The organism is Streptomyces sp. NPDC029216 (assembly GCF_040648015.1).
In the GTDB taxonomy this organism is placed as follows: domain Bacteria; phylum Actinomycetota; class Actinomycetes; order Streptomycetales; family Streptomycetaceae; genus Streptomyces.
Map to the genome: position 1 here is coordinate 105,821 of NZ_JBEZWL010000003.1, position 11,428 is coordinate 117,248.

At 71.6% G+C, this 11,428-nt stretch carries 10 protein-coding genes; 3 read left to right on the forward strand and 7 right to left on the reverse strand.

Annotation, left to right across the window (positions count from 1 at the left end; genetic code table 11):
- Positions 1-245 precede the first annotated feature (245 nt).
- Complete coding sequence (locus AB0F18_RS02280; RefSeq protein WP_362053841.1) at positions 246-866, forward strand: YceI family protein; 621 nt, start codon at positions 246-248, stop codon at positions 864-866.
- Between the two features lie 19 nt (positions 867-885).
- On the opposite strand, the gene AB0F18_RS02285 is transcribed toward AB0F18_RS02280, so the two are convergent.
- The 6 genes from AB0F18_RS02285 to ureA form a co-directional block, all read right to left on the reverse strand.
- Positions 886-2,247 carry a hypothetical protein gene (locus tag AB0F18_RS02285; protein ID WP_362053844.1) on the reverse strand — a complete coding sequence of 454 codons (1,362 nt, stop codon included), beginning with the start codon at positions 2,245-2,247 and terminating at the stop codon, positions 886-888.
- A gap of 66 nt (positions 2,248-2,313) precedes the next feature.
- On the reverse strand, positions 2,314-3,942 hold the full coding sequence (gene cimA / locus AB0F18_RS02290) for a citramalate synthase (RefSeq protein ID WP_362053847.1): 1,629 nt from the start codon (positions 3,940-3,942) through the stop codon (positions 2,314-2,316).
- A 329-nt stretch (positions 3,943-4,271) separates the two neighbouring features.
- Positions 4,272-4,889 (reverse strand): TetR/AcrR family transcriptional regulator, encoded by a 618-nt coding sequence (locus tag AB0F18_RS02295; RefSeq protein ID WP_362053850.1) that lies wholly within the window; start codon positions 4,887-4,889, stop codon positions 4,272-4,274.
- Positions 4,890-4,918: 29 nt separating this feature from the next.
- On the reverse strand, positions 4,919-5,974 hold the full coding sequence (locus AB0F18_RS02300; RefSeq protein ID WP_362053853.1) for an agmatine deiminase family protein: 1,056 nt from the start codon (positions 5,972-5,974) through the stop codon (positions 4,919-4,921).
- A gap of 18 nt (positions 5,975-5,992) precedes the next feature.
- Positions 5,993-7,675: an urease subunit alpha gene (locus AB0F18_RS02305; RefSeq protein ID WP_362053974.1), complete on the reverse strand. Its 1,683-nt coding sequence runs from the start codon at positions 7,673-7,675 to the stop codon at positions 5,993-5,995.
- A 56-nt stretch (positions 7,676-7,731) separates the two neighbouring features.
- Positions 7,732-8,454 carry an urease subunit gamma gene (ureA, locus tag AB0F18_RS02310; RefSeq protein WP_362053856.1) on the reverse strand — a complete coding sequence of 241 codons (723 nt, stop codon included), beginning with the start codon at positions 8,452-8,454 and terminating at the stop codon, positions 7,732-7,734.
- A 156-nt stretch (positions 8,455-8,610) separates the two neighbouring features.
- Between ureA and AB0F18_RS02315 the strand changes: the two genes are divergently transcribed.
- On the forward strand, positions 8,611-10,041 hold the full coding sequence (locus AB0F18_RS02315) for a cytosine permease (protein WP_362053859.1): 1,431 nt from the start codon (positions 8,611-8,613) through the stop codon (positions 10,039-10,041).
- 34 nt (positions 10,042-10,075) lie between these two features.
- On the forward strand, positions 10,076-10,231 hold the full coding sequence (locus AB0F18_RS02320; RefSeq protein WP_362053862.1) for a hypothetical protein: 156 nt from the start codon (positions 10,076-10,078) through the stop codon (positions 10,229-10,231).
- Positions 10,232-10,316: 85 nt separating this feature from the next.
- Here AB0F18_RS02320 and AB0F18_RS02325 read toward each other — a convergent pair whose 3' ends face one another.
- A complete protein-coding gene (locus tag AB0F18_RS02325; RefSeq protein ID WP_362053865.1) occupies positions 10,317-11,417 on the reverse strand; it encodes a branched-chain amino acid aminotransferase in 1,101 nt (366 codons plus the stop codon).
- Positions 11,418-11,428: the final 11 nt, after the last annotated feature.

Here is an 11,428-nt window from a genome sequence, read left to right on the forward strand (position 1 = left end):
CCTTACGAAGCCGGGCCGTCAAAACCCTCCGTTGGTTCCGCACAGTCTCGGACCCCTCCTGCTGTGCGGGCCGGACAGAACCGCCGAAGCATGCATGGACTCCCCCAGCGGGGACCCGTGCGGGTTGTGGGGTTCCTATAAAACGGGGTCCGAACGGGTGATGTAGTTGAAATTTGAACGGAATGGCTCTACCGTTTCTCTTGTTGAAACTTCAACGAAACCGCAGGACTCCCCAGGAGGATGTCATGGCTCTCTTCTCCCGCCGCACCCGCAACGCCGCCCCCGTCCAGGAAGGCGCGGTCGCCACGCTCGACGTCGACCCGGCGCTCGCCGCGCTCACCGGCGACTACGTCATCGACGCCGCCCACAGCAGCATCGGCTTCACCGTCCGCCACGCCATGGTGACCAACGTCCGCGGCTCCTTCGCCGAGCACGAGGGCGCGCTGCACCTGGACGGCCGCGACCCGTCGCGCTCCACCGCCTCCATCGACGTCAAGATCGCCTCGGTGGGCACCGGCATCGCCGACCGCGACGCCCACCTGCTGGGCAGCGACTTCTTCGACGCCGAGCTCTTCCCGCTGATGACCTTCCGCTCCACCTCGGCGGCCCGCGTGGGCGGTGACACGTACCGCATCAGCGGCGACCTGACCATCAAGGACGTCACGCGCCCGCTCTCCATCGACCTGGAGTTCACCGGCTCCGCGACCGACGTCTACGGCAACGAGCGCGTCGGCTTCGAGGGCTCGGCGGAGATCCTGCGCTCCGACTGGGGGCTGACCTGGAACGCCGCGCTGGAGGCCGGCGGGGTGATGGTCAGCGACAAGGTGAAGCTGACCTTCGACATCTCGGCGATCAAGCAGGCCTGACCGGAGCCCCCGGGGGCGGCTACCAGCCGCCCCCGCCGTCGAAGCCTCCGCCCCCGTCGAAGCCGCCACCGCCGCCGAAGTCCCCGCCGCCGAAGTCGGACGGGTTGAAGTCGGCTCCGGAGGCGTCGCCCCCGTCGAACCCGCCGCCCATGCCACCGCCGAAGTCCGAGGCGTAGGCCGGGCTGGACATCATCGACCCGAGCATCGTGCCCATCAGCAGGCCGGGCAGCATGCCGCCGCCAAAGTAGCCGCCCGCCCAGGGCCCGTACGCGGGGCCGGCGTCGTAGTAGGGGCGCGGCCCGTACTCGGTGTCCACGGTGCGCACCGCCGGGTCCAGGCCGTCCCGCAGCCGGATGGCGTCCGCCGTGCAGACCGGCACCGTACGCGCCGCTCCGCCGGGCGGGGCCCACTGCGCGTCCTCGGTGCTCGGACCGTGCCGGGGGTCGAAGAAGCAGGGTGCCCGCCGCTCGGGCACGGGCTCGCCCCGGCGCCGCGCGTCGAGCCGGGCGAGGGCGAACCGCCCGTCCTCCAGCGCCTGGGTCACCCCCTGCACCTCCTCGGGGCGCTGCACCGAGGCCATGATCTGCTTGGCCCGCTCGTAGGAGTCGAGGCTCTGCTCGTAGTCCTTGCGCATGGCGTCGTCGGCGCCGGGCTCGCCGGGGTGGAAGTCGAGCCGGTCGAGCTCCTCGCCGAAGGCGGTGATGTCCTCGTCGACGACCACGCTCAGCCGCGCGATCGCCTCCCGCCGGGCCTCTTCCTTCCTCTTCCGGTTCCGCTTGACCAGCAGGTACCCGCCCCCGCCGCCGACCACGGCCACCGCGCCGAGGGCGATCAGCGTGCCGGCAGCGGACCCGCCGCCTGCGGAGGCGCCGCCCCAGGAGTCCGGGGCGTGGCCCTTGACCTGGCCGAGGGCCTGGTCGACGAAGTCGTTCAGCTGGGTGGCCGCGTCCGCCGGCGCGCCGGTCTTCACGGCGTCCACGAGGTTGCGCACGGCGTTCTGCGGCATGACGGCCCGGTCGGCGCCCGCGTTGAACCCGTCGCCGAGCCGGATCGCGTAGAGGCCGGTGATCCCGGTCTCGGTGCGGACGGCGCTGAGCACCTTGTCCTGCGGGAAGGCGGCGGTGGCGGGCAGCACGGCGACGAACACCGGCTTCCCGGCGTCCTTGATCTTCGCCGCCAGCGCATCGGCCTGCGCCGCCGACAGCTGCGCCCGTGCCCCGGGATCGACGTAGACGGGCCCCTTCCTGAGGGCCTCCCCCACGGCGGCCACCCCGGTGTCGGCCGCGGACTGCGGGGCGACCGCCACGGCGGTCGCCGACAGGGCCAGCAACAGACCGGACAGGATCGATCCAAAACGTACGGATATCAGCCTGGTCCTCATAGTGACGACGCTACCCGAACCGGAACTTTCCTGTGTGAGTCGGGCATAAGCGCCCGTCCCCAGGGGCTACTCCGCCGGTTCCACGCCCGCGTGCAGGAGGCCGTAGGTGTAGGCGTCCTCCAGGGCCTGCCAGGAAGCGGCGATGACGTTCGGGGCGACGCCCACCGTGTTCCAGTCGCGGGTGCCGTCGGTCGTGGCGATCAGGACGCGGGTCGTGGACTCCGTGCCGTGCTTGCCCTCCAGGATGCGGACCTTGTAGTCGATCAGCTCGAACTTGGCCAGCTGGGGGTAGAAGCGCTCCAGGGCGACGCGCAGGGCCCGGTCCAGGGCGTTGACCGGGCCGTTGCCCTCGGCCGTGGCGACGATGCGCTCGCCCTTGGCCCACAGCTTGACCGTGGCCTCGTTGGCGTGGGTGCCGTCCGGGCGGTCCTCGACGATCGCCCGCCAGGACTCGATGCGGAAGTACTTGCGGGCCCGGCCCTCGGCCTCGGCGCGCAGCAGCAGCTCGAAGGAGGCGTCGGCGGCCTCGTAGGTGTAGCCCTGGAGCTCGCGCTCCTTGACCCGCTCGACCACCCGGGAGATCAGCGCGCGGTCCCCGCCGAGGTCGACGCCGAGCTCCTTGCCCTTGAGCTCGATGGAGGCGCGGCCGGCCATGTCGGAGACCAGCATGCGCATGGTGTTGCCGACCCGCTCGGGGTCGATGTGCTGGTACAGGTCCGGGTCGACCTTGATCGCCGAGGCGTGCAGGCCCGCCTTGTGCGCGAAGGCGGAGACGCCGACGTACGGCTGGTGCGTGGAGGGGGTGAGGTTGACGACCTCGGCGATGGCGTGCGAGATGCGGGTCATCTCGGCGAGGGCGCCCTCGGGGAGGACCTTGCGGCCGTACTTGATCTCCAGCGCGGCGACGACGGGGAAGAGGTTGGCGTTGCCGACGCGCTCTCCGTAGCCGTTCGCGGTGCACTGGACGTGCGTGGCGCCCGCGTCGACGGCGGCGAGGGTGTTGGCGACGGCGCAGCCCGTGTCGTCCTGGGCGTGGATGCCCAGGCGGGCGCCGGTGTCGGCGAGGACCGTGGAGACGACCGCGGTGATCTGCGCGGGGAGCATGCCGCCGTTGGTGTCGCAGAGGACGACCACGTCGGCGCCGGCCTCGTGGGCGGTGCGCACCACGGACTTGGCGTACTCGGGGTTGGCCCGGTAGCCGTCGAAGAAGTGCTCGCAGTCGACGAAGACGCGGCGGCCCTGGGCGACCAGGTGGGAGACGGTGTCGCGGACCATCTCCAGGTTCTCGTCCAGGGTGGTGCGCAGGGCGAGCTCGACGTGCCGGTCGTGGGACTTGGCGACGAGGGTGATCACCGGGGCGCCGGACTCCAGGAGGGCGCGGACCTGCGGGTCCGCGGCGGCCGAGCCGCCGGCCCGGCGGGTGGCTCCGAAGGCGACCAGCCGGGCGTTCTTGAAGTCGATCTCGGCGCGGGCGCGGGCGAAGAACTCGGTGTCGCGGGGGTTGGCGCCGGGCCAGCCGCCCTCGATGAAGCCGACTCCGAACTCGTCCAGGTGCCGCGCGATGGCCAGCTTGTCCGCGACCGTGAGGTTGATGCCCTCACGCTGGGCGCCGTCGCGCAGCGTGGTGTCGAAGACGTGGAAGCCGTCGTCGAGTGCCTCTGCCGGCGCAGTCGCCGTCGCCTCTGTCGTCGTCATGCTGATCTGACTCCTGTCGGATGAGTGGTTCCGGAGACCGGGGATCCACTGCCCCCATCATCGCGCGCTGCCCGTTTCCGGCATGATTTCGGGCCGGGAAACGAAAAAACCTCTCGCGGGTGCGAGAGGTCTGCGCGCGGGTCTGAGGCACGGTGGCCGCTGCCGCGGAGGTGGTCCACGGTTCAGCGGTCACAGAGGACCGGCGCGCTGCTGTCCATAATCATGAGCTGAGCAGACACGCACGCAGTGTGGCACAGGGTCCACCGCTGCTGGACGTCGGTCTCAGCATGCGGGCAGCCGCCGTCCGGCAGGCGGCCCGCAGGCCGGTTTCACCGGACGGCGAGGGCCTCCGCGAGGAACTCCCGTACGTGTTCCAGGATGTCCTCGCGTCCTATGCCGGGCAGGCCGACGGCCACCTGGATGCTGAACCCGTCGAGCAGGGCCCGCAGCCGGGCCCCGAAGCGGTCGGGGTCCACCGCGCGGAACTCCCCGCGCGAGATGCCCTCGGCGAGCAGGGCGACCAGGTCGCGGTGCCAGGCCCCCTCGATGGCGGCCTGCCGGTCGCGTTCGGCCGGGCCGGCGTCCTGGGAGCGGTTCCAGACCTCCAGCCACAGCGTCCAGTGCGGGTCCCGGGGGCCGTCGGGCACGTACAGGTCCACGTAGGCGCGCAGCCGCTCGCCCGCCGGCTCGCGGCGCGAGAGCAGGGACCGGCGCCGGGCGCCGAGCGCCGCCTCGCTCCACTCCAGGGTCTGCAGCAGGAGCTCGTCCTTGCTGCGGAAGTAGTAGAGGAGGTGGCCGCTGCTCATGCCGACCTGCCGGCCGAGGCCGGCCATGGTCAGGCCATCGAGTCCGCGCTCGGCGATCGTGGCCATGGCGGCTGCGAGTACGTCCTCGCGCGGGGGCGCGTTCTTGCGCGCCGCCCGTACCGGTACTCCGCCCGCCGCCATGGGTCACTCCTTCATCGGTCCGCCCAAGGTCAGACCTTCGGCTGCTGCTGGGTGATGCAGTGGATACCGCCACCCCCGGCGAAAATCGTACGTGCGTCAACGAGGGTCACGGTCCGCTCGGGGAACAGTCCGCGGAAGATCTCGGCGGCCTCCTCGTCGCGCGGGTCGTCGAAGGAGCACAGGACCACGCCGCCGTTGCAGAGGTAGTGGTTGATGTACGAGTAGTCCACCCACTCGCCGTCCTCCTCCAGGACGGTCGGCGCGGGGATCTCGACGACCTCCAGGCGGCGGCCCTGCGCGTCGGTGGAGGCGCGCAGGATGGCGGCGATGGTCTTGCAGCGCTCGTGGTCCGGGTGGGCCGGGTCGGGCTGGGTGTGGACCATGACCACGCCGGGGCGGGCGAAGGCGGCGACGATGTCCACGTGGCCCTGGGTGCCGTAGGTGCCGTAGTCACCGGCCAGGCCGTAGGGCAGCCAGATGGCCTTGGTCGTGCCGAGGTGGGCGTGGACCTCCCGCTCGACCTGCTCGCGGGTCCAGTCGGGGTTGCGGCCCTTGCCCAGCTGCACGGTGTCGGTGAGGAGCACGGTGCCCTCGCCGTCGACGTGGATGGCGCCGCCCTCGTTGACGAGCGGGGTGCTGAAGGTGCGGGTGCCGACGAGGTCGGAGATGTGCCGGGCGATCTTGGAGTCGTGGTCCCAGCGGGCCCATTCCTGGGCGCCCCAGCCGTTGAAGGTCCAGTCGACGGCGGCCAGTTCGCCGGCGTCGTTGGTGACGAAGGTGGGGCCGATGTCGCGCATCCAGGCGTCGTCGAGGTCGCGCTCGACCAGTTCGACGTCCTCGCCGACGATGGCGCGGGCGCCGTGGGCGTCGCCCGGGGCGACCACGAGGGTCACGGGCTCGTACGCGCGCACCGCGCGGGCGACGGCGCCCCAGGCCTGCCGGGCCTCGGCGAGCTCCTGCTCGTTGGTGAAGGTCGAATTGGGGCTGGGCCAGGCCATCCAGGTGCGCTCGTGGGGCGTCCACTCGGCGGGCATCCGGAAACCGTGGGCGGCGGGCTTGGCGGGGTTCGCGGGCTGTGCGTTCATGGCGGGGTCCTTACGGGCTTACAGGAAGTACAGGCGGTTGAGGGAGACCGATTCGGCCGCTTCGGAGCGCAGCGGTTCCCCGTCGAGGGAGACGAGTCCGCTGCGCGCGTCCACGTCGACCGCGCCCGTCCGGGAGTTGAGGAGCATGTCCTTGGGGCCGATGCCGCGGGTGCCGCGGACGGCCACCCGGCGGCGGCGGGTCGGCATCTCGTCGGAGCCGAGGGCCGCGGCGGCCGCGGAGACGAAGGCGACGGAGATGTCCGCGGCCGTGGCCCCGTACGAGCCGAACTGCGGGCCGAGGACGAGGGGTTCGCAGGTATCGGTGGCGGCGTTGGGGTCGCCGGTGACCCCGTAGGCCGGGAAGCCGGACTTGAGGACGAGCTGCGGCTTGGCGCCGAAGAACTGCGGGCGCCACAGCACGATGTCGGCGAGCTTGCCGATCTCGATGGAACCGATCTCGTGGGCCAGACCGTGCGCGATGGCCGGGTTGATCGTCAGCTTCGCCATGTAGCGCAGCACGCGGGCGTTGTCGTCGCCCTCGCCGTCGCCCTCCAGCGGGCCGAGCTCGCCCTTCATCTTGGCGGCCATGGCGAAGGTGCGGCGGATGGTCTCACCCGCCCGGCCCATGCCCTGGGCGTCGGAGGAGGTGATGCCGATGGCGCCCAGGTCGTGCAGGACGTCCTCGGCCCCCATGGTCCCCGCACGGATGCGGTCACGGGCCATGGCGGCGTCGCCGGGGAGGTCCGGCTTGAGGTCGTGGACGGAGACGATCATGCCGTAGTGCTCGGCGACCGCGTCCCGGCCGAAGGGCAGGGTGGGGTTGGTGGAGGAGCCGATCACGTTCGGGACGCCCGCCATCTTCAGGACGTTGGGGACGTGTCCGCCGCCGCAGCCCTCGATGTGGAAGGCGTGGATCGTGCGGCCCTCCAGGACGCGCAGGGTGTCCTCGACCGAGAGGCACTCGTTGAGGCCGTCGGAGTGCAGGGCCACCTGCACGTCGTGCTCCTCCGCCACGCGCAGGGCGGTGTCCAGGGCGCGGGTGTGGGCGCCCATGTCCTCGTGGACCTTGAACCCGCTGGCACCACCCTCGGCCAGGGCCTCGACCAGGGGCGCGGCGTCCGAGGAGGAACCACGGGCCAGGAAGCCGATGTTGACGGGCCAGGCGTCGAAGGCGTTGAAGGCGTGCTTCAGGGCCCACGGGGAGTTGACGCCGACGCCCCAGACGGGGCCGAACTCCTGGCCGATGACGGTGGTGACGCCCGCGGCGAGCGAGGCCTCCATGATCCGGGGGGAGAGCAGGTGTACGTGGGTGTCCACGGCTCCGGCGGTGGCGATCAGGCCCTCGCCGGAGACGATGCTCGTGCCGGTGCCGACGACCACGTCCACCCCGTCGAGGGTGTCGGGGTTGCCCGCCCGGCCGATGGCGTGGATCCGGCCCTCGCGGATGCCGATCGAGACCTTCCTGATGCCGAGGACGGCATCGATGACCAGGACGTTGCTGATGACCACGTCACAGGTCTCGCGGACGGCGGCGCCCTTCAGGTGCAGGCCGTCGCGGGCGGTCTTGCCGAAGCCCGCCAGGAACTCGTCACCGGGCTTCTGCGCGTCGTGCTCCACCCGGACGGTCAGTCCGGAGTCGCCGAGCCGGACCCGGTCGCCGGCACGGGGGCCGAAGACGGAGGCGTACTCGTGCGGGTCGATGTGCCGGCTGCCGGGGGCGCAGTGCGCGCTGTGGTCGGTGTGGGGGGTCTGACGGCTCACGCCTGGTCTCCTTCCGGGGCGTCTGCGGGGGTTTCGGCGGAGGTGCCCAGGTAGCCGCAGGCGGCGGCCCTGCGCAGGGCCTCCTCCTTGGCTCCGGGGGCGTCGAGCGGGCCGTCGACCAGCCCGGCAAAGCCGATCGCGATCCGGTCGCCGCCGATCGGGACCAGCCCGACCTCGCCCTCGCCGTGCGGGTCGAAGCGCACCGAGGAGCCGGCCGGTACGCACAGCCGCATCCCGTAGGCCGCGGAGCGGTCGAAGTCGAGGCGGGGGTTCGCCTCGAAGAAGTGGAAGTGGGAGGTGACGCTCACCGGCACGGAGGCGGTGTTGCGCACCCGCAGGTGCAGGACCGGCTCCGGCTGGGGGGCGCCGGGACCCGGTACGACCGCGCCCGGGGCGTCCTCGCCGAGCGAGACCGCGCCCTGGATCGGGGAGGAGACCACCGCGAGGCGGGAGCCGTCGTCGAAGACGGCCTCCACGTGCACCTCGGTGACCACGTCGGCCACGCCGGGCAGCACGTCACCGGGGCCCAGCACGCTCCGGGCCTCCTCGATGGCCTCCGCGAGGCGCTTGCCGTCGCGTGCGGCCTCGCAGACCGTGTCCGCGATGAGCGCCGTGGCCTCGGGGACGTTGAGCCGCAGGCCCCGGGCCCGCCGGGCCCTGGCCAGTTCCGCGGCGCTGCGCAGCAGCAGCCGGTCGCGCTCCGTAGGGGTCAGCCGCACGCCGATCCACCACCTTTTGAGTCGATGGGTTAGAGCATCACTCTAACTCTTCATTTCCTCGCTGGGAATCATTGACCTGGGGGCGGGCCTGAGTCACATTGAGTGTCGCTCAAATGAACGCGCAACCACCCCTCGCTCTGTCAAGGGAGTCCCCCCATGCCCATCGAACAGCGCGGAGTCGACACCATCCCCGAAGAGGAACGGACGAGCGGTCCCCGTGACCTGATGTCGATCCTGCTCGGCTCCAACCTCTGCCTCGGTGTGATCGTCTTCGGCTGGCTTCCCCCGTCCTTCGGGCTGGGGCTGCTCCCCTCGGTCACCGCCATCGTGACCGGCACCCTGGTCGGCATCGCCTTCACCGCGCCGCTCGCGCTGGTGTCCCTGCGGACCGCGACCAACCTGTCCACCTCCAGCGGCGCACAGTTCGGCGTACGGGGGCGGCTGGTGGGCTCGGTGGTGGGCCTGCTGCTCGCGCTCGGCTACACCGCGCTCACCCTGTGGATCGGCGGTGACGTGATGGTCGGCACCCTCGCCCGGCTCACGGGGCTGCCGGACACGGGCTTCACCCACGCCGTGATGTACGGCGTACTGGCCGCCTTCACCGTGGTCGGGGCCGTGTTCGGCTACCGGCTGCTGCTGCGGATGAGCAAGGCGCTCTCGATCGTCATGGTGCTCCTGCTGGCGGTCGGCATCTACGCCTACGCCCCGGGCTTCACCACGGCCGCCCCGCCGGACACCTCGTACCTGCTCGGCTCCTTCTGGCCGACCTGGATACTCGCCGCCGTCGCCGCCGGTCTCAGCGGCCCCGTCGCCTTCATCACCCTGCTCGGCGACTACACGCGCTACGTCTCCCCCCACAAGCACAGCTCGCGCAAGGTCTACTGGGCCACCTGTCTCGGCCTGCTGGTCGGCCTGCTGGTTCCGCAGCTGTTCGGCACCTACACCGCCCTCGCCTCGGGGGCCGGGGCGGACTACGCCGGGCCGCTCGTGGAGGCCTCGCCGTTCTGGTACCTGGCCCCGCTGCTGTTCGCCGCCGCGGCCGGCTCGGTGGGCAACGCCGGGCTGATGCTGTACTCCATGGGCCTCGACCTGGACGCCATCGTGCCGAAGGCCACCCGTACGAAGGCCACCGTGATCGCCGCGGCCGTGGCCACCGCCTTCGTCTTCTTCGGGTCCTTCCAGTGGGACGTCCAGTCCGCGATGACCTCGTTCGTCCTGCTGCTGACCGCGATCGGCACCCCGTGGGCCGTGATCACCCTGATCGGCTACGTGCGCTGCCGCGGGGAGTACGACGCCGATGCGCTGCAGGTGTTCAACCGTCGGGCCCGTGGCGGCGTCTACTGGTACAGCGGGGGCTGGAACCTCCGCGCCACCGCCGCCTGGGCGGCCGGCGCGGTCGTGGGTCTGGCCGCCGTGTCCACCCCGGTCTACGAGGGCCCGCTGCTGTCCCTCACCGGCGGGGTGGACTGCAGTTTCATCCTGTCGGGGCTGGTCGGCGGCGCGGTGTACACCGCGCTGACGCTCCGGCCGCAGGCGGCACCGGCCGCCGAGCCGGCGGAACGGGTAGCGGTGGCGGTCGAAGGGTAAGGACCTGCCGCCACGAACGGCACGGGGAGGCGTCGTGGAAGAAGTCGCGTATGTGGCGGCGAAGATAGTCAAGGGGCTCGCGGGCCTGGCCTACATGGTCGGCGACGGCCTGCTGGCCATGAGCGGCCCCGACGGCCCCGTCCAGGGCAGCAGGAAGAAGAAGGACGAGGAGACGGACAAGGAGCGCTGACCACGCTTCCTCCTCTCCTCCGGGAACGGCCGAAGGCCCCCGCGCAGCAGCGCGGGGGCCTTCGGCGTCGGCAGGCGGGTACGCCCTAGCCGAGGGGGTGCATCCAGCCGTGGGTGTCGGCGCGGTGGCCGGTCTGGAGGTCCAGGAGCGCCTTGCGGAGCTTCATGGTGACCTCGCCGGGCTCGCCGTCGCCCTGGGTCCAGTTGGCGCGCTCGGACTTCACCGAGCCGACCGGGGTGATCACGGCGGCCGTGCCGCAGGCGAACACCTCGGTCAGGGTGCCGTTCTCGTTGTCGCGCTTCCAGTCCTCGGTGGAGATACGTCCCTCCTCGGCGGTGTAGCCGAGGTCGCGGGCGATGGTGAGGAGGGAGTCGCGGGTGATGCCCGGAAGGAGCGAGCCGGTCAGCTCCGGCGTGACGATCCGCTGTGTTCCATCCTCCTGGCCGTACACGAAGTACAGGTTCATGCCGCCCATCTCCTCGATCCAGCGGTGCTCGACGGCGTCCAGCCAGACGACCTGGTCGCAGCCGTGCGAGGCCGCCTGGGCCTGGGCGACGAGGGAGGCGGCGTAGTTGCCGCCGGTCTTGGCGGCGCCGGTGCCGCCCTTGACGGCGCGGACGTACTCCTCGGAGAGCCAGACGGAGACGGGCTTGACGCCACCGGGGAAGTAGGCGCCGGCGGGGGAGGCGATGACCATGAAGAGGAACTCGTTGGCCGGGCGGACGCCCAGGCCGACCTCGGACGCGAACATGAACGGGCGCAGGTACAGGGAGGCCTCGCCGGAGTCCGGCACCCAGGCGCTGTCCTGCTTGATCAGCGCGTCGCAGGCCTCGATGAACAGCTCGGCCGGCAGCTCCGGCATGGCCATGCGGCGGGCGGAGGCCTGGAAGCGCTCGGCGTTGGCCTGCGGGCGGAAGGTGGCGACGGTGCCGTCGGGCTGGCGGTAGGCCTTAAGCCCCTCGAAGATCGTCTGCGCGTAGTGCAGGGTCATGTTCGCCGGGTCGATCGACAGCGGGGCGTACGGGACCAGCTCCGCGTCGTGCCAGCCGCGGCCCTCGGTCCACTTGATCGTCACCATGTGATCGGTGAAGTGGCGGCCGAAGCCGGGGCTGGCCAGGATCGCCTCGCGCTCCGCGTCGGACAGCGGGTTGGAGGAGGGCTTGAGCTCGATCGTGGGCGTCGTCATGAGTGCTTGTC

Bases quoted from the DNA above. Each gene is read 5' to 3' on its own strand.
- AB0F18_RS02280 (WP_362053841.1), top strand. From the start codon at position 246: ATGGCTCTCTTCTCCCGCCGCACCCGCAACGCCGCCCCCGTCCAGGAA.
- AB0F18_RS02285 (WP_362053844.1), bottom strand. From the start codon at position 2,247: ATGAGGACCAGGCTGATATCCGTACGTTTTGGATCGATCCTGTCCGGT.
- cimA (WP_362053847.1), bottom strand. From the start codon at position 3,942: ATGACGACGACAGAGGCGACGGCGACTGCGCCGGCAGAGGCACTCGAC.
- AB0F18_RS02295 (WP_362053850.1), bottom strand. From the start codon at position 4,889: ATGGCGGCGGGCGGAGTACCGGTACGGGCGGCGCGCAAGAACGCGCCC.
- AB0F18_RS02300 (WP_362053853.1), bottom strand. From the start codon at position 5,974: ATGAACGCACAGCCCGCGAACCCCGCCAAGCCCGCCGCCCACGGTTTC.
- AB0F18_RS02315 (WP_362053859.1), top strand. From the start codon at position 8,611: ATGCCCATCGAACAGCGCGGAGTCGACACCATCCCCGAAGAGGAACGG.
- AB0F18_RS02325 (WP_362053865.1), bottom strand. From the start codon at position 11,417: ATGACGACGCCCACGATCGAGCTCAAGCCCTCCTCCAACCCGCTGTCC.